Here is a 17,940-nt window from a genome sequence, read left to right as displayed (position 1 = left end):
AGCCCGATAGGATGGCCCCTGCTTCCTCCAGGCGCTCTAGATTGCAGGTTTCAAGGCCCCGGAAGGCAGCGATAACAATAATAAATGGGAGAAAGGTCTATGAGTGAGCCTGTCATGGGTTGGGTTGTTTGCCGCCCACGCGCCGCACGCAGGGTTGCGATGCTGGCCGCAGCGCTCTCGCTGTTTGGCGCTGTCGTGTTACCGGCAGCCGTCCAGGCCGCCAGCGATACCTCGTTTGCGATTGAATCCCCCAAGGCCGCCAAAGGCCTGATGATCGACGTGGTCCACGCGGGCAAGCGCCTGGTGGCGGTCGGTGATCGCGGGCACATCCTCTATTCCGATGACCAGGGCAGCACCTGGACCCAAGCCAAAGTCCCCACCCGGCAGTTGCTCACGGCGGTGTTTTTCGTCGATGACACGCAGGGCTGGGCGGTGGGCCATGATGCGCAGATTCTTGCCAGTTCCGACGGCGGCGCCACCTGGACCCAGCAGTACCAGGACCTCAAACGCGAAGCCCCGCTGCTCGACGTTTGGTTCAACGACGCCAACCATGGCCTGGCCGTCGGCGCCTACGGTGCGTTGATCGAAACCACCGACGGCGGCAAGACCTGGGACGACGTCAGCGACCGCCTCGACAACGAAGACCAGTACCACCTCAACGCCATTGCCCATATCAAGGACGCCGGCCTGTTCATCGTTGGCGAGCAGGGCAGCATGTTCCGCTCCAGCGACGACGGCCAGACCTGGGAAAAACTCGAAGGCCCCTACGAGGGCTCGCTGTTTGGCGTGATCGGCACCGCCCAGCCGCAAACCCTGCTGGCCTATGGCTTGCGCGGCAACCTGTACCGCTCCACAGATTTCGGCAATACCTGGGAGCAAGTTGAACTGAACGCTGCGCGGGGAGCGCTGGAGTTTGGTTTGTCCGGCGCGACCTTGCTGGAGGACGGCTCGATTGTCGTGGTCGGCAACGGCGGCAGCGTGGTGGTCAGCCATGACGACGGCGTGACCTTCAGCGTGTTCAACCGTGCGGACCGGATATCCCTGTCGTCCGTCACGGCGGCAGGCAATGGCAACTTGATTCTGGCCGGGCAGGGGGGCGTTCGCGTCGCTAAAGCCGATGGCGCCGAACCGACAAAACAATAAGAAGGCGGGGAAAGAATGAGCAGTCATCACAACGATAAAGCGACCTTTCTTGAGCGCCTGATCTTCAACAACCGCCCGGCAGTGATCGTGATCTGCCTGCTGGTGAGTATTTTCCTGTTCTGGCAGGCGACTTTGATTCGCCCGTCCACCAGCTTTGAAAAAATGATCCCGCTCAAGCACCCCTTCATCGAGAAGATGATGGAGCACCGCAATGACCTGGCGAACCTGGGCAACACGGTGCGCATTTCGGTGGAAGCCAAGGACGGAGACATCTTCACCAAGGAGTACATGGAGACCCTGCGTCAGATCAACGACGAAGTGTTCTACATTTCCGGTGTCGACCGTTCAGGCCTTAAGTCGCTGTGGAGCCCCAGCGTCCGTTGGACCGAAGTGACCGAAGAAGGCTTTGCCGGCGGTGAAGTGATCCCGCAGAGCTACAACGGCTCGCCGGAAAGCCTCGATCAACTGCGCAACAACGTGCTCAAGTCCGGCCAGGTCGGGCGCCTGGTGGCCAACGATTTCAAATCGAGCATCGTCGATATCCCGCTGCTGGAGTCCTACCCGGACCCACAGGACCAGGGCAAGTTGCTGGCCCTGGACTACCGCAAGTTCTCCCATGAACTCGAAGACAAGATCCGCACCAAGTTCCAGGAGCAGAACCCCAACGTGCAGATCCACATCGTCGGCTTCGCCAAGAAAGTCGGCGACCTGATCGATGGCCTGATCATGGTCGTGCTGTTCTTCGGCGTGGCGTTCGGCATCACCCTGGTCCTGCTGCTGTGGTTCACCAACTGCCTGCGCAGCACCATTGCGGTATTGAGCACCACCCTGGTGGCGGTGGTCTGGCAGTTGGGGCTGATGCATGCCGCCGGTTTCGGGCTGGATCCTTACTCGATGCTGGTACCGTTCCTGATCTTTGCCATCGGTATTTCCCACGGCGTGCAGAAGATCAACGGTATTGCCCTGCAATCCAGTGAAGCGGACAACGCGCTGACGGCCGCACGCCGCACTTTCCGCCAGCTGTTTCTGCCGGGAATGATCGCGATCCTCGCCGATGCGGTGGGCTTTATCACGCTGCTGATCATCGACATCGGCGTGATCCGCGAACTGGCCATCGGCGCCTCTATCGGCGTGGCGGTGATCGTGTTCACCAACCTGATCCTGTTGCCAGTGGCGATTTCCTACGTCGGCATCAGCAAGCGCGCCATCGCCAAGAGCAAGAAAGACGCGAACCGCGAACACCCGTTCTGGCGCCTGCTGTCGAAGTTCGCCAGCCCCAAAGTCGCGCCGGTCTCGATCTTCCTGGCCCTGATCGCCTTTGGCGGCGGCCTCTGGTACAGCCAGAACCTCAAGATCGGCGACCTCGACCAGGGCGCGCCGGAACTGCGCCCGGACTCGCGCTACAACAAAGACAACAATTTCATCATCAGCAACTACTCCACCAGCTCCGACGTGCTGGTGGTGATGGTCAAGACCAAGGCCGAAGGCTGCTCGCGCTATGAAGCCATGGCGCCCATCGACCAGTTGATGTGGAAGATGCAGAACACCGAGGGCGTGCAGTCGGCGATCTCGCTGGTGACCGTGTCCAAGCAGATGATCAAGGGCATGAACGAGGGCAACCTGAAATGGGAAACCCTGTCGCGCAACCCGGATGTGCTCAACAACTCCATCGCCCGTGCCGATGGCCTGTACAACAACAACTGCTCCCTGGCGCCGGTGCTGGTGTTCCTCAACGACCACAAGGCCGAAACCCTCGACCGCGCGGTGCATGCCGTGCAGGATTTCGCCAAGGAGAACAACAAGGACGGCCTGGAGTTTATCCTCGCCGCCGGTAACGCCGGGATCGAAGCGGCCACCAACGAGGTGATCAAGGAATCGGAACTGACCATCCTGATCCTGGTGTACCTGTGCGTGGCGACCATGTGCATGATCACCTTCCGGTCCTGGGCGGCGACCCTGTGCATCGTGCTGCCGCTGGTGCTGACCTCGGTGCTGGGCAACGCGTTGATGGCGTTCATGGGCATCGGCGTCAAGGTCGCGACCTTGCCAGTGGTGGCCCTGGGCGTGGGGATTGGCGTGGACTACGGCATCTACATCTACAGCCGCCTGGAAAGCTTCCTGCGCGCCGGTCTGCCGCTGCAAGAGGCGTATTACCAGACGCTCAAGTCCACCGGTAAAGCCGTGTTGTTCACCGGCCTGTGCCTGGCGATTGGCGTGTGCACCTGGATCTTCTCGGCCATCAAGTTCCAGGCCGACATGGGCCTGATGCTCACCTTCATGCTGCTGTGGAACATGTTCGGTGCGCTGTGGCTGCTGCCGGCGCTGGCGCGGTTCCTGATCAAACCGGAGAAACTGGCGGGGCAGAAGGGCAACTCACTCTTCGCGCATTGATCGATTAGACCATTGCCGCAAGGCACCGCGGGGGAATTGACCTATCATGTGTCTTTTCCCCCGCAGTGACTTCACATCATGACCGATTCGCAACCCAACCTGAGCACCGCCCTGACCGACAGCGACATGCTGATCATCAACGGGCTGCACGCCTTCGACTTCACGTTTGACCAGCACTTGCTGATCGAAAGCATGGACGGCCGGGAACTCAAGCGTTGGAAGTTCAGTCCAGAACAACTGAACGCCGCCACCTTTGATGACAGCTTGCAAAGCTGGCTCTTGCGCAACGAAGACGGTGAACACCGTCTGGTCTGCCTGAGTGCGATCAAGGGCGACAACAATAACGATGAGGATGAAGCGGATGATGATGCGTAAATTCTGGCCCCTGCTGATGGCGGGCAGTGTCGGTGCCATGTCGGTGCAAGCCGCGCCGGCCGAGACCTATGAACTGTTGGTGGGCAGCTACACCGCTGGCAGCAGCGAAGGGATCTACCGCCTGCAATTCGACAGCCGTACCGGCCAGTTCCAGGGCCAGCCTGTGCTGGCGGCCAAGGCGGACAATCCGTCGTGGCTGACGATCTCCAAGGACCAGAAGCACCTGTTTGTGGTCAACGAAAACGGCCCCGGCCAGCAAGACCCGGTCGGGCGTGTGAGCAGCTACAGCATTGACCCGCAGAATCATCAGCTGACCTTGATCAACCAGGTGCAGAGCCTGGGCAACGAGCCGACCCATTCCAGCGTGGCCGCCGATGGGCGCTACCTGTTCGTCGCCAACTATTCGGTGCTGGAAGATCCGGGCGGCAGCCTGGCGGTGCTGCCGGTGGATGCCACGGGCAAGCTGTCGGCCCCGGTGCAACTGAGCGGGCACCCCGCCAGTCGCGTCAACCCTGAGCGCCAGGCGTCCAACCATGTGCATTCGGTGGTGTCATCGCCCGATGGCAAATACGTGTTTGTGCAGGACCTGGGGGCGGACAAGGTATTTGCCTACCGCTACGATCCGAAGGCCAACCCTGAGCTGCCATTGACCCCGGCGAAACCGGCGTCGGTGCAATTGCCACCCGGCAGTGGCCCGCGTCATTTGTTGTTCAGCGCCGATGGCAAGCATGCCTGGCTGACCACCGAGATGAGCGCGCAGGTGGCGGTGTTCGACTACAAGGACGGCCAACTGACCCAGACCCAACTGGTGGATTTCGCCGCCGGGCAACCGGTGACCGACAAGGCCGGTGCCGCGCTGCATGCCTCCAGTGATGGCAAGTTCCTGTACCTGAGCAACCGTGGCACGGCCAATCAACTGCTGGTGTTCAGCATCGATCCGGCCACCGCGCATCTCAAGGAACTGCAGCGCCGCTCCGTGGAAGGCGATCATCCGCGTGAGTTCAGCCTGGACCCGAGCGGCAAGTTCTTGCTGATCGCCAACCAGAAAAGCAACGAAATCGTGGTGGTCGAACGCGACCCCAAAACCGGCCTGCTGGGTAAAACCGTGCAGAAATTGCCGATCAATGCGCCCAGCGACCTCAAGTTCCTGGTGCGTCAATAAGCCACAGGCCCCGTCATGCGGGGCCTGAGCCTTTCTATTAATTCTGTTAATAGCGGCTACTGTTTCAAAGCATTTCTAAGGCTTAGCCCTCGGGCGTAAGTTTGGTTCCAAGGCCTTCCCCGGCCACTCAACCAAACGAACACAAGGGTTACCGACATGAATCTGAATCTCTTCTCCATCATCGCCGCTTCCGCTGTTTCCGCCACTGTTGCCCTGCCAGCCGCGGCCAGTGTGGAAGTCTCCGGCAAAAAATCCAGCACCAGCGCCTACACCCAGAAATACCTGCAACAAAGCGCCAACTTCTACGCCGCACTGGATCACAAAACCCAGCAATAACCTGCACAAAAGCAGACGCCAAACCACTGGAACGAAGCCTGGCTCGTTCGAGTGGTTTGGCGTTTGTGCATCTGGTAGACGGTGAGCCTGAGATTGCCCGCGAGCGACTGTTGGATTTGGTCCAGGGCTAAGCTTGGTTGGGTTAAATGTGGTGAGCGGGCTTGTCCCGCGTTGGGGCGCGAAGCGGCCCTAATACCAAGCACCGCATTCCTTTAGACATAAATGCGGTGTACTTATTGGGGCTGCTGCGCAGCCCAGCGCGGGGCAAGCCCGCTCACCACAGAAGCCCGCTCACCACAGCAAGCCAGCTCGCCACGGTTAATGCTTTGCCATCACCGCAGTAAACAGCGGTGATTGCAGAAACTGTTCCAGCCACTGCTGCAACCGGGGATACGGCGCGCCGGCAAACCATTCCCGATCCACATGGGCAAACTGCCGCACAAATGGCGCCAGGGCCATGTCTGCCAGGCTCGGATGATCAGCCAACAGATAGGCGTGTTCCGTCAGTAAATCCTCCAGCTTCTGCAAGAACACCTCGCCCTCGGCCCGATAATGCTCCATCGGCTGTTCCGGGTAGCGTTCGGCGTACTTGTATCGATCCAAGTGATACTTGAAGCCTTGGTCGTTCTCGGCGATCAATGCGAATACCGCCGGGTCGCCGTGCCTCAACCAGTTATCCGGATCGTTTTGCGCCAAGGCCCACTGCATGATCTCCAGGCTTTCTTCAATCACCCTGCCATCAACGTTCAATACCGGCACGGTGCCCTTGGGCGACAGCGCCAGCATTTCTGCGGGCTTGGCCTTGAGGCTCACCTCGACGATGCGCACCGGTACGCCCGAATAACGCAGCGCCAGCCGTGCCCGCATCGCATAGGGGCAGCGGCGGAACGAATACAACAGCGCCTCGCTCACTTGACCTCCAAGGTGCTCAAGCCATTGCCCTGGCGCTTGACCTGGATCTGCACCGGAATGCGTTCGTGCATTTCCTGCACGTGGGAGATCACCGCCACTTTACGACCCTGAGCCTGCAAGCCATCCAGAGCGTCCATTGCCAATTGCAGCGATTCCGGGTCCAAGCTGCCGAAGCCTTCATCGATAAACAGCGATTCGATCTTCAACGTGCTTGACGCCATCGACGCCAAGCCCAGGGCCAGCGCCAGTGAGACCAGGAAGGTTTCGCCGCCGGACAACGAATGCACCGAGCGCAGTTCATCGCCCATTTCCGTGTCCATCACCAACAGGCCAAGCATGCTGCCGCCGCGCTTGAGGCGATAACGCCGTACCAATTGACGCAGTTGCACGTTGGCGTGATGCACCAACAAGTCGAGGTTGTAAGCCTGGGCGATCTTGCGGAAGGTGTCGCCGGTGGCCGAGCCGATCAGCGCGTTCAGGCGTGCCCAGCGTTGCCATTCGTCATAGGCCTTGGCGATCTGCTCGGCGAAGGCCTGGTTGGCGTTCTGGCGGCGCTGGTCTTCGGATTGGCGCGCGCGCAGTTCAGCGCAGTGTTTTTCACTCTCGGCAAGTTGCTGATTGAGCGTGGCCAAGGTGCTGTCCAGCTCTTCGGCTGCGAGGTTGCCGTTGTGCAGGGCCTGATGGTCGGCAAGGCGTTGTTCGCGTTCTTGCAGCAGTACCTTGGCCTGTTCGACGGCTTTTTCGCTGAGCTGCACCTGCTGGCGCAATTGGCTGACTTGGGCGTCATCGTAGGCCAGCAAGCGGTTGAGGCCAGCGTCATCGAGTTCCGGATGCAAGGCGCGCCATTCGCTGATACGCGTGACGAGGGCCTGTTGTTCGGCCTGCAACGCGTGTTCGCGTTCCTGTTGTGCCTTGAGGTCCGCCGCCAGCTGGATCAGTGCGTTGTGGATTTCCTGCAACTGTTTGCTGGCGTCGGTTTCGCTTTGGCGTGACTGGGTCACGGCCTGTTCCAGTTGCTGCTGCCAGTGTTCGGCACTGGTGAACTCGCCCAGTAACGTGCTGAGTTTTGCCTGGGCTGCTTGCTGTTGGGTCGCCAACTCGGTGACCTGCTGGCGCAGAGCGTCGAGTTGCTGCTGACGATGCTGCTGGTGGGTCTGTTCCTTCTCGATCGCCTGTTGGCGTTCGTGTTGCTCGGCCAGTTCATCGCGTTGATGGCCCAGCTGTTCCAGGCGCTGGCTGACTTGCTGGTCCAGCTGCATGAAGGTGGCGGCCGGCTCGGCGCGCAAACCTTCCAGGGTTTCTGCGGGCAGCAGGCTGGCGAAGGCGTTCAGTTCCTGTTCGAGGCGTTCGCGGTCGCTGGTTAGCTCGCGTTGCTGATCGACCATCAATTGACGGGCCTGTTGGCTGGCTTCCTGGGCCGCTTGCAGTTGCTGCTGCAAGCGCCCGGCGTTTTGTTGCAGGTTGAGCAGGGCGCTTTGGCGTTGTTCGTCCTGGGCGATGCTTTGGTTCAGTTGGCCCAGTTGCTGTTCAAGCCAGGCGCTGCGCTTGGCGGGTTCCTGGTTGAGCATTGACGCAGCCAGCGGGTGCGCATCCAGGCTTGGCTGGAGGGCTTGCTGTTGCGTGGTCAGGTGTTCCTGCTGTTGCAGGTATTCCTTTTGCTGGGCGATCAAACCGCCCACTTCGCCGCGCAACTCTGTGAGTTTTTCCTTGAGGCTGTCCACGGCTTTCTGCGCGGTGGCTTCTTCGTTTTCGTCATGTCGACCGAGGCTTTGCAGCAACGCTTCGGGCTGGTGATACGGGTGTTCGTGGCTGCCGCACACCGGGCAAGGTTGGTCGTCCTGCAACTGCTCGCGCAACTCCTCGACGCTGGCGCTGCGGGCCAGGCGCTGGCGTTCCAAAAGTTGCTTGGTCACGTTCAGCGTCTGTTCGGCAACCGTCAGTTCGGCCTTGGTTTGCAGACCGGTCTGGTTCAGTTGTTCGCGTTGCCGTTGGGCGTCGGTGAGCTTTTGCGTCAGGCTGGCGGCGTGTTGGTCCAGCTGTTGCTGGTTGTCCCACAGGCGCGTCAGGTCTTCAAAGGCGCGCTGCTGTTTGCGATTGTCTTGCAGCAGGCTCGCCAGCAACTGGATCTGCTCGGCCACGGCGTGAGGCTCTGCACCGGCCTCCTGATACAGCAGGTCCAGGGCTTCGCGTTGCTGAGCGAACTGCTCGGCGGCGCTGGTCGCACGTTGCTCCAATTGCGGCAGTTCGGCCTGGCCTTTATTCAGGCGATTGCCGATCTGCGTCAGCTGTTGCAAGCGGTCGCGGTAGGCGGTCCAGGCATCGCTCAGCGGCGCGAGGGCGGCGCTGCGCTCAAGCTCGGTGCCCAGGCGTTGCAGGCGTTCAGTGACGTGATTCTGCTTTTCCAGCAGCGCAGTGAGGTGGGCCTGACCTTCGGCGCAGGCGCTTTCGTGCTGCTGTTGGTCTTCGGTGCGCTTGGCCAGCTCCTTGGTCAAGTGGGCGAGGGTGCTTTGCTCTTCAAACGCCTGTCGCAGCAACGGCACGGCATCCGTTTGGTTTTTCAGGGCTTGCGCCAATGCAGTTTGCGCGCTGGCTTGTTGCTGCCGGGCCTGCTCCTGGCGGGTGTGCAACTCGGCTTGTTGTTGGATATGCGACTGAATTTGCACGGCCAACGGGGCAAGCACGCTGCCGAGTTCGGCCTGGCGCGCAAACTGGTGACGCTGAGGCGCCAATTGGTCCAGGCGGCTCAGGTCTTCACGTTGCTGGCCTTGGTTATCCCAGTCGGCCTGTGCGCGCTGCAGTTGTTCGGTGGCAGCGAGTTGGCGTTCCTGCCATTCGCGCAGCTCCTTGAGCCAGGTGTGCTGAAGCTCAAGTTGCTTGAGTTGGGCTTGCTGGGTCTTGAGCTGGGTTTGCGCGGCATCGAACTGCTGATCCAGCTCCACACGTGCCTCGGGCGCCAGGGGCACCACGCCGGTGGCCTGGTCCTGCAGCTGCTTGTGCGCATCCCTGGCCTCTTTGGCCTTGTCGAACGCGCGCCGCCCGAGTTGGGTGTACAGAGCCGTGTCGGTGAGCTTTTCCAGCAGTTCGCTGCGCTCGTTGTCGTTGGCCTTGAGGAAGGCGCTGAACTCACTCTGCGCGAGCAAGACGGCACGGGTGAACTGTTCGAAGTTCAGGCCCAGGGCCAGTTCCAGCTGGGTTTTGTATTCGGTTTTCTGGCTGGCCAGCAGTTGGTCGCTGTCCAGGTCAATCAGGCTCTGCCGGCTGTTCTGCAACTTGCCGCTGGCCTTGTCGCGGGCGCGATTGGCTTCCCAGCGCGCGCGATAACGACGGCCACTGACGCCGACAAAATCCACTTCGGCATAACCGCCACCGGTGCCACGCCGCAGCAGAGTGCGCGGGTCTCCGATGGAAATGTCGCTGTCGGCATCCGGCATCTTCGCCTGGCCGGTGTCGCCCAGGCGTGGCACCGCGCCAAACAACGCCAGGCACAAGGCATCAAGCAGGGTACTTTTACCCGCGCCGGTCGGCCCGGTAATCGCGAACAACCCGGCACTGGCCAGGGGCTCGGCAGTAAAGTCGATTTCAAACGGGCCGGCCAGTGAAGCCAGGTTTTTCAGGCGGATGGCGAGGATCTTCATGGCTGTTCCTCCTCCTGTTGCACTTCCTGGAGCAGCACGGCGAAGTCCTTCAAGGTCTGTTCATCCACTTCACTGCCATAACTGTCCTGCCAGGCGCGGCTGAACAGTTCCTGGGGCGTGAGCTGGTCGAGTTCGATCAGGCGGTCGTCGCCTTCGTCTTCACGGCTGCCGTTACCTGCGTATTCAGCGGCGATGCGCACCAGGCGCACGGCCTTGCCTTGCAGGGCGCTTTCGATCTGCTGGCGCAGGTCGGGTTGCGGCTCGTCGAGGCGCACGCGCACTTCCAGCCAAGGATGGCGCTGGGTTTCGGCCAGCAGGTCGACGTCGGGCAACTCGGCCAGGGCCTTGAGGATATCGGCCAGCGACGCGGCTTCCAGCCGTTGCAGGTCGACCGAGCGCGGAATCAGGATCGGTTCGACGTTCACCAGGCATTGGCCTTGGAATGTCACGTCGAGGATCTGGTGCTTGTAGCCGATTTCGGAAAACGACAGCGGAATTGGCGAACCGCTATAGCGAATGCGCTCCTCGCCATTGACCTTCTGCGGCTTGTGCAAATGGCCGAGGGCGACGTAAGCGACACTTCGATCAAACAGGCTGGCTGGCAGCGCCTCGGCATTGCCGATGATCAGGCTGCGCTCGGAGTCTTCCGACACCGAGCCGCCGGCCATGTGCGCGTGACTGATGGCAATCAGCGCCTGGCCTTTTTTGCGCTTGGCGTTGGCGGCGGCGATCAGCCATTCGTGCACCTGACCGATGCCGCGCAGGTAGTCGTCACCCAAGTGCGCACCGGTCACTTCCGCCGGGCGCAGGAACGGCAGCGCCAGGCACCAGGCAGCGATCTTGCCTTTGGCATCCGGCAGCGGGATCAGCAGGCGCTCGGCGTCGAGTTGCCCGTCATCCAGCCACAGCACCCGGCCTAGCGCATGGGTGCGCAGGCGGCGCATCAGTGGCGCGGGTAATTCGATACGCGAGCCGGAGTCATGATTACCGGCGATCATTACGATGGTGAGTTTCGGATTCTGTTCGTGGGCGCTGATGATGAAGTCATACAGCCGCTCCTGGGCCTTGAGCGGCGGGTTGACCGTGTCGAAGATATCCCCGGCGATCAGCAGTACATCCGGCAGATGGGTGTTCAGTTGGCCCAGCAGCCACTCAAGAAAGCAGGCGTGTTCGAAGTCGCGTTCCTGGCCGTGGAGGTTTTGGCCCAGGTGCCAGTCGGAGGTGTGAAACAGACGCAAGGCGAACTCCGTTGAAGAGATGAAAAGGAGGGGAGTTTACCCTGTAAACCTGTGGGAGGGGACAAGCGCCCTCCCACAAGGGTCAGGCGGTGTGCAGGCAGTCTAGCGCTCGGTCAGCCAGGGTTCTGGCACTGTTGATCAAGTGCTCGGTGGCGCCGGCCATGTGGCGCTGATCACTGCTTAGCGCTTGGGTGGTTCCAGCAGCGGTCGCGGCTGCGCAACGCAGCAGGTCGCAGATCTGGGCGAGGGCGTCTTCGAAGCTGAGGTCCTGGTGAACGGTGAAGGCGGGTGGTGGGTCGGGGACGATTTTGTTCATGGAGGTACCTACAGGGTTTGGAGCCATTCTTTTGCCGATCTCACACGTCAAAAGGTGGCAGCTATGTGCGGGGTGAGATACCGGATTTGTAGGCGCACCCGGCCAGACCGAAGTCTGCCCGCACACAGCTGCCATAGAGCATGTTGCCCATGGCGCCTACAAATTCACGGGATCTCACACCCGATCGCTGATATGCAGCGACGGAGCGAAGGCTAGCCAGTGGAATGAGCAGGCGCAAGGCCGTGGGATTGTCTAGGAAACTTCCTGCAAATTAAAGCGATATGGATTGCTGGCCTTTAACAATGCATGACAGTTGATTGGCTGGGCGTCCTGCTCGCGGCGAATGGGCTTGTTGTGGTGAATGGGTTTGTTGTGGTGAGCGGGCTTGCCCCGCGCTGGGCTGCGAAGCAGCCCCAAAACCTGCCAACGAGGTCTGGCTGAATGATTGAGTCGTCTGGATTAGGGCCGCTTCGCGCCCCAGCGCGGGGCAAGCCCGCTCACCACAACAAGCCCATTCACCACCGAAGGCCCGCGCACCACAGCAGGCGGGTTATTTGGGATACAGCGGCGGCAAGCTGGTGGTATCCGCCGCTGGGTCCGCCTCGCGCTCAGCCATCGGGATCGCCTTCACCGCACGCCACAGGTCTTCACCCAGCCAGAAATGCCCGCTCTCGCTGTACAGCGCGCCATTCAACCCATCCAATGCATCCGACAGCGGCACAAACCGCGCCGCCATATCCGCGAGCGTTTCCGGCTGCTGGCGGGCCCAGGCGTCGAGGGCCTGGCGGGTGGCTTGCGGGTCGTTGGCCTGGGTGGCGCGCTTGAGGTCATCCAGCAGCGTGCGCGGGCTCGGGCCGGTTTGTGCGGCGCGCAACACGGCCGGTTGCCGACGGGCACGCCACCACAGGCCAAAGCCCAGCAGGGTGGTGCAGGCTAGGATCAACGTGCTCAGTTGCCACAACCACAGGCGTTCATCGTCCGGAGCGGTGATCACGGTCGGCGTTGCAGGTGTGTCCACGGCCAGGCTCGGGTTGATCGCAACCTGCAGGGTGCGCGCGGGCAGGCTGGTGCGCTCAAGGTGGTCTTCATGGGTGTTCCACCACACCACGTCCACGGCGGGCAGTTCCAGGCTGCCGGCGCGGGTGGGCACCAGGGCTTCGCGGTCTTCGCGGCTGCCGATCAGGCCACGGTCGTTGGTCTGGTTGCCGAGCACCGGTTGGTCCGGGTAGCGGCGCAGGCCGTTGATGTCGGTGCTGGGCAGGGCCGGCAGTTGTGCACTGGACAGGCCCTCGGCCTTGACCGTGAGGCTGCGGGTCAGGGAGTCGCCGACCTGCACATGCTCCGGCTCCGGGTTCCAGCTTTCGCTGAGGGTGAGGCTGCGCGCTGGCAGCCACGGGGTATCAGCGGGGTACAGCGCGGGCTTGGGTTTGACCACCAGGGGCAACTCCGCCGAGCTGACGTGGATCAGCTTGCCCGGCTTGGTGCCTTGCAGGGTGTTTTCCTGGGGCGGGCGCGACTCCACCAGCGTCGCGCTGAAGGTCTGCGCCGGGATCGCCAGCGTGCCGCTGTGTTGCGGGTAGATCGCGTAGCGGGTTTCGATCACGCCGTGGCGGATGCTGTTGATGACCTTCTCGTAGGTGCGCGACTCGCCCAACTGCTCCACGCGCGCATCGGCAATCTGCAAGGGCGTGAGGCTGCTGTCGTCATACAGCGACACCGAGTGGTAGACGCGCACGGTCAACAGCGCCTGGGCCTGCACGTAGACGCTGGTCTGGTCGAGGTTGGCCTCGACAAACACCGGCGCCAGTTCGGCGGCGGTGTTCTGGCTGGCGGTTTCGACCACTTGCAGGCTGATCGGCTGGGTCTTGTAGTCGCCAACTTGTAGCGGCGGGATGACCACTGTGCCGTTTTCCTTGGGCAGCAGGGTAATGATCCAGCGCGTGGTGGCGTGGTTATCGCCGCCCAGGGTGGTGAGTTGGTTGATCTGGCGCGTGCCGCTGACTTCGAACTGCGCATCCAGCGGCGTCAGGTCTGGCTTGCCGAACTGCGTGACATCACTGGATTCCACCGTCAGTTCCACCGTTTCCCCGGAGTTGACGCGGCTGCGGTCGACGCTGGCGGACAGGTTCGCCGCCTGGGCGTGGCCTGCCGAGAGGGCGAGCAGGAGCAGTAGGGTGGTGCGGCGGCTCATCGAGTCTTGTCCTGATGTTGTTGCTGTTCGTACCAGAATTTGCGGCGCAGCAGTTCGCCGGGGTTGTCCGGGATCTCCTGCAGCCATTGCTCCAGGGCCTGGCGGTGCTCACCGTCGAGGCTGGCATCAGTGGGGCGCAGCGGCGGGGTGGTGGTTTGTTCGTCGCCCAGTTCGCTGCCCGGCACTTCGTTACCTGTGGTTTGCGCTGTGTTGCCGGGTTGGGTGTCGTCAGTCCCGGCTTCGCCTTGCCCTTGGGACGACGGCTCGCCACCTGTGGCGTTCTGCCCACTGGCGCCCGGTTGCGCAGTTTGGCCGGGTTGGGTGGTTTCGTCATCCTCGTTTTTTGCGGGTTCGGTGGGTTCCGGCTCGGCCTGTTCCTGCATCAGCGCTTCCACCAGCGCCTTGTTTTTCAGGGCCGGTTGCAGGTCGGGCTGCGCTTCCAGGGCCTGTTCGTAGGCGTCGATGGCGGCTTCCAGTTCGCCGGACTTAGCCAGGGCGTTACCCCGATTGTAGTGGGAGTAGGCGTCATTGCCCTCGGCAAACAGCTTGATCGCCTCGGCATAGTTGCCGGCTTCGTAAAGCGCCACGCCTTTCCACTGCGGGTCTTCGAAGTGTTCGGCGGCTTCGGCGGGGCGCTTTTTCTTCAGCAGGTATTGGCCTTGCTGGTCGGGACGCAGCCACAAGTCTTGCAAGCCGAACGCATAGCTGGGCTGTGGCGCGCTCAACAGCAGCAGCGGCAGGCAGAACAACCAACCACGCCGTCCGGCGCAGGCGGCGAGCAGCAGCAGGGGCAGGAGCAGCCAGTAACCCTGGTCGGCCCAGGTGTCGAGGTGCAGCCGTTGGCCGTCATTGCGCAAGGTTTGCGGCGGGTCGAGCACGCCGAGTTGGCGCAGGTCCTTGTCGTCCAGGCGCGCGGCACGGTAGCGGCCGCCCATTTCACTGGCGAAGGCCTTGAGTGTCGGGCTGTCGAGACGCGGTACCAGGATCGCGCCTTGTTCGTCCTTGAGGAATTCACCGCTTTCCTGGGTGACTGGCGTGCCTTCGCGGCTGCCGATGCCAAGGATCGACAAGGTGGGCGATTGTGCGTTTTGCAGCAGCAGGCGAATGCCCTGGCGTTCCTGTTTGGACAGCGAGGAACCAATCAGCAGCAAGCGACCCTGGCCGAGGCCACCTTGCTTGAGCAGGCCGAGGGCTTTCTCGACGGCCAGGTCGGCGCGATGGCCGGCCTCGGGCATGATCGAGGGGCGCAACGCTTCGAGCAAGTTGCGGCTGGTGGCCAGGTCGTCCGACAGCGGCACCAACGTGTGGGCGCTACCGGCATACACGACGATGGCGGTTTGCGCATCGGTGCGCGCCTGCAACAGGTCGTACAGCTTGCGACGTGCCTGCTCCAGGCGGTTGGGCGGGCTGTCGGTAGCGAGCATTTCCGGGGTCAGTTCCAGCAACACCACCAGCGGGTCGGAAGGCTTCTGGCTGGACTGCTCCACACGCTGCCAGCTCGGGCCGAGCAACGCCAATACGGCTAACAGCCAGGCAATGCCCAGTACCACCCAGGGCGATTTGCTCTCGCGGCCGTTGCCACCGCTGAGCAACACCGCGTGGAAGGCCGGCGGCAGGATCATCTGCCAGCGCCCGGCGCGCTTTTGCCGGTGCCACAGGTGCCACAGCAACCAGCCGAGCAACGGCAGCAGCAACAACCACCATGGACGGAACCAATGCGGCCACAGGTCGATCATCGACGCCTCCGCAAACGCAGGCGTTTGAGGCGCTGGCGCCACTCAGGGTGTTGTTGCAGGAAAATCCCCTTGCTCGACAGTTTGTTGAACAGCCGTTGCAACGCGTTGTTCGGCCAGCGCTCCTGAATCACCAGCAACATGCTCAGCACCAAGGCCAGGGCCAGTGGCGCGCTGTACAACGCCAGGGCCGGGCGCGCTTGGGTGGGTTGCTGTTCGACGGGCTCGAGTTTGTCGAGGGTCGCTTTGATCGCTTGCAACTCTTCACCATCGCGGGCACGGAAGTACTGGCCGCCGGTGGCTCCGGCGATGGCCTTGAGTGCCGGTTCGTCCAAGTCCAGACTCGGGTTGACGCCCAGGATGCCCAGGGAACCGGTTTGTTCCGGGTCGGCACCGATGCCGATTGGGTAGATCTTCACGCCTTCTTCAGCCGCCAGGCGCGCGGCGGTCAGCGGGTCGATCTGCCCGGCGTTGTTGGCGCCGTCAGTGACCAGGATCAGCACGCGGCTCTGCGCCGGGCGCTGGCGCAGGCGTTTCAGGGCCAGGCCGATGGCGTCGCCAATCGCGGTGTTCTTGCCGGCGATGCCGATGCGCGCTTCGTCCAGCCAGGCGCGCACGGTGCGGCGGTCAAAGGTCAGTGGCGCTTGCAGGTAGGCCTGGCTGCCGAACAGGATCAGGCCGACGCGGTCGCCTTCACGCTCCTCAAGGAAATCGCCAAGCAGGTGCTTGACCAGGCTCAAGCGACTTACGTCGTCGTCCTGCCAATGCATATCGGGGAAATCCATGGAGCCAGACACGTCCACCGCCACCAGCAGATCGCGGCCACTGGCGGCAATCGGTAACGGTTCGCCGAGCCATTCCGGGCGCGCGGCGGCGGTCAGCAGCAGCAACCACAGCACCACGAACGGCGCTTGCTGGCGCCAGCCGGGCAGGTTGACGCGGGCGCGGCGACGGGCCAGGCCTTCAAGGTCGCTGAGGTAGCTGACCTTCAAGGCGGGCTCACCGCTGTCGGCGGCCGGCAGCACAAGGCGCATCAACCACGGCAAGGGCAACAGGGCGAAGATCCACGGCCAGGCGAACTCAAACATGTTTGCGAATCCAGGTGTCGACGGCCTGGGTCAGGCCGGCGATGGCCTTGTCGTCGAGTTTGCATTCGGGTTTGTAGGCGCCTTCGACCAAGACCATCCAGCGCGTGAGGCCTGCGGCGGGGCAGCGGTTGTCGAGGAATGCCAGCCATTTGCGGCCGTTGAGGGTGTGGCTCTGGCTGTAGGGGTAGTCGTTGCGGCACAGGCGCTTGAGCAGGCCGTTGAGCTGTTGCAGCCAGGCACCGGCGGGCGCGCCATCGTAAGGCTTGGGCATGAGCGCAAGCTCTGCCAGGGCGGCGATGCGCAGTGGGTCCAAGGGTTGTTCGGCACGGGCGATGGGGCGGCGGGTCGGCAGAAAGCGGCGCAGTGACCACAGGCCCCAGCCGAGCAGCGGAATCACCAGCAGCAACAGCCACCAACCCGGCGCGGGCGGCCAGAAGCCGATGGCGGGTGGGGCGATCAGCGGTTGCAGTTGGTCAAGGCTGCTCATTGTTTTTTAACCGGACGTTGCGGGTTGAGGTATTCGCGCAGTTGCTCGACCATTTCGCTCTGGGTGCTCAGGGGCATCAGCAGCACGCGCAGTTTCTGCGCGAGCAACTCCCAGCGCGCAAGGCGCGCTTCGGCCTGGGCCTTGTAGGCCTGGCGCAGGTCGAAATTCAGCGTGTCCAGTTCCAGCTGGGCGCCGCGTTCGGCGAAGCGCAACAGCCCTGCGGCGGGCAGGGCGTGGTCCAGTGGGTCGGAGATCGGTAACAGCAGCAAATCGCAATGCCGCGACAGCAAGCTCAGCTGTTGCTCGGCGCCTTCGGTCAGCGCGCGTTCATCGCAGATCACAATCACCAGGCTGCCAGGGCGCAACACTTCGCGGCCACGGCGCAGGGCCATGCCAAGGGCGTCGGCTTCGGGGCGGCTTTCGGTGCTCAGGCTCTGGTTGACGCGCACCAGGCGGTTGAGCAGTTGCAGCAGGCTTTGCTTGCTGCGGCGCGGCTTGATTTCGTAGTGCTCGTTGTCGCCGAACACCAGCCCGCCCACACGGTCGTTATGCCCCAGCGCGGCCCAGCCGATCAGGCTGGCGGCCTGGGCGGCCAGCACCGACTTGAACATCTGCCCCGAGCCGAAAAACAGCCGGCAGCTTTGCTCTACCATGATGAAAATCGGGCGTTCGCGTTCTTCATGGAACAGCTTGGTGTGCGGTTCCTGAGTGCGTGCGGTCACGCGCCAGTCGATGGTGCGCACATCGTCGCCGGCCTGGTAAACGCGCACCTGGTCGAAGTCCACGCCACGCCCGCGCAGCTTGGAGTGGTGCAGGCCGATCAAAGGGCTGCGCTGGCTTGGCGTGGAAAACAGCTGCACTTCGCGCACGCGATGGCGCATCTCGATCAATTCGCTGAGCGTGACACGAATCCCATCACCGGCGTTCATGGGT

The 17,940-nt window shown here is 62.5% G+C and carries 14 protein-coding genes; 5 read left to right on the top strand and 9 right to left on the bottom strand.

The annotated features are described in order from the left end of the window. Positions 1-114: 114 nt before the first annotated feature. From OZ428_RS18715 to OZ428_RS18695, 5 genes are all read left to right on the top strand, one after another. Positions 115-1,143 carry a WD40/YVTN/BNR-like repeat-containing protein gene (locus tag OZ428_RS18715; protein WP_269134199.1) on the top strand — a complete coding sequence of 343 codons (1,029 nt, stop codon included), beginning with the start codon at positions 115-117 and terminating at the stop codon, positions 1,141-1,143. Positions 1,144-1,158: 15 nt separating this feature from the next. Continuing rightward, complete coding sequence (locus tag OZ428_RS18710; RefSeq protein WP_033902391.1) at positions 1,159-3,534, top strand: efflux RND transporter permease subunit; 2,376 nt, start codon at positions 1,159-1,161, stop codon at positions 3,532-3,534. A gap of 78 nt (positions 3,535-3,612) precedes the next feature. Continuing rightward, positions 3,613-3,909, top strand: coding sequence for a DUF5629 family protein (locus OZ428_RS18705; protein ID WP_033902392.1), 297 nt, complete (start codon positions 3,613-3,615; stop codon positions 3,907-3,909). Continuing rightward, entirely contained in the window at positions 3,896-5,071 is a 1,176-nt protein-coding gene (locus tag OZ428_RS18700) for a lactonase family protein (RefSeq protein WP_269130851.1), read from the top strand. Before OZ428_RS18705 ends, OZ428_RS18700 begins: the two co-directional genes overlap by 14 nt. A 156-nt stretch (positions 5,072-5,227) precedes the next feature. After that, positions 5,228-5,407 carry a hypothetical protein gene (locus OZ428_RS18695; RefSeq protein ID WP_016980181.1) on the top strand — a complete coding sequence of 60 codons (180 nt, stop codon included), beginning with the start codon at positions 5,228-5,230 and terminating at the stop codon, positions 5,405-5,407. A 318-nt stretch (positions 5,408-5,725) separates the two neighbouring features. On the opposite strand, the gene OZ428_RS18690 is transcribed toward OZ428_RS18695, so the two are convergent. From OZ428_RS18690 to OZ428_RS18650, 9 genes are all read right to left on the bottom strand, one after another. Beyond that, complete coding sequence (locus OZ428_RS18690) at positions 5,726-6,319, bottom strand: glutathione S-transferase (RefSeq protein ID WP_269130850.1); 594 nt, start codon at positions 6,317-6,319, stop codon at positions 5,726-5,728. Then, complete coding sequence (locus OZ428_RS18685; protein WP_269130849.1) at positions 6,316-9,954, bottom strand: AAA family ATPase; 3,639 nt, start codon at positions 9,952-9,954, stop codon at positions 6,316-6,318. The genes OZ428_RS18690 and OZ428_RS18685 overlap by 4 nt, the downstream gene beginning before the upstream one ends. After that, positions 9,951-11,192, bottom strand: coding sequence for an exonuclease SbcCD subunit D C-terminal domain-containing protein (locus tag OZ428_RS18680; RefSeq protein WP_269130848.1), 1,242 nt, complete (start codon positions 11,190-11,192; stop codon positions 9,951-9,953). Before OZ428_RS18680 ends, OZ428_RS18685 begins: the two co-directional genes overlap by 4 nt. Before the next feature lie 82 nt (positions 11,193-11,274). Further along, complete coding sequence (locus tag OZ428_RS18675) at positions 11,275-11,508, bottom strand: DUF6124 family protein (protein ID WP_269130847.1); 234 nt, start codon at positions 11,506-11,508, stop codon at positions 11,275-11,277. A 550-nt stretch (positions 11,509-12,058) separates the two neighbouring features. Then, positions 12,059-13,699 (bottom strand): BatD family protein, encoded by a 1,641-nt coding sequence (locus OZ428_RS18670; protein WP_269130846.1) that lies wholly within the window; start codon positions 13,697-13,699, stop codon positions 12,059-12,061. After that, entirely contained in the window at positions 13,696-15,435 is a 1,740-nt protein-coding gene (locus tag OZ428_RS18665; protein ID WP_269130845.1) for a tetratricopeptide repeat protein, read from the bottom strand. Before OZ428_RS18665 ends, OZ428_RS18670 begins: the two co-directional genes overlap by 4 nt. Beyond that, the gene (locus OZ428_RS18660; protein WP_269130844.1) at positions 15,432-16,520 is read right to left on the bottom strand and encodes a vWA domain-containing protein; all 1,089 of its coding nucleotides are present in this window, start codon (positions 16,518-16,520) and stop codon (positions 15,432-15,434) included. The genes OZ428_RS18665 and OZ428_RS18660 overlap by 4 nt, the downstream gene beginning before the upstream one ends. After that, positions 16,513-17,007 carry a DUF4381 domain-containing protein gene (locus OZ428_RS18655; protein ID WP_028616472.1) on the bottom strand — a complete coding sequence of 165 codons (495 nt, stop codon included), beginning with the start codon at positions 17,005-17,007 and terminating at the stop codon, positions 16,513-16,515. The genes OZ428_RS18660 and OZ428_RS18655 overlap by 8 nt, the downstream gene beginning before the upstream one ends. Next, entirely contained in the window at positions 17,004-17,936 is a 933-nt protein-coding gene (locus OZ428_RS18650) for a DUF58 domain-containing protein (RefSeq protein WP_033902401.1), read from the bottom strand. The genes OZ428_RS18655 and OZ428_RS18650 overlap by 4 nt, the downstream gene beginning before the upstream one ends. Between the last annotated feature and the right edge of the window lie 4 nt (positions 17,937-17,940).

This window comes from Pseudomonas sp. GXZC, from assembly GCF_026967615.1.
GTDB classification, from domain to species: Bacteria; Pseudomonadota; Gammaproteobacteria; order Pseudomonadales; family Pseudomonadaceae; genus Aquipseudomonas; species Aquipseudomonas azotoformans_A.
The sequence above is the reverse complement of the archived record's forward strand: the minus strand, read 5'-3'. Positions and strand labels throughout refer to the sequence as shown.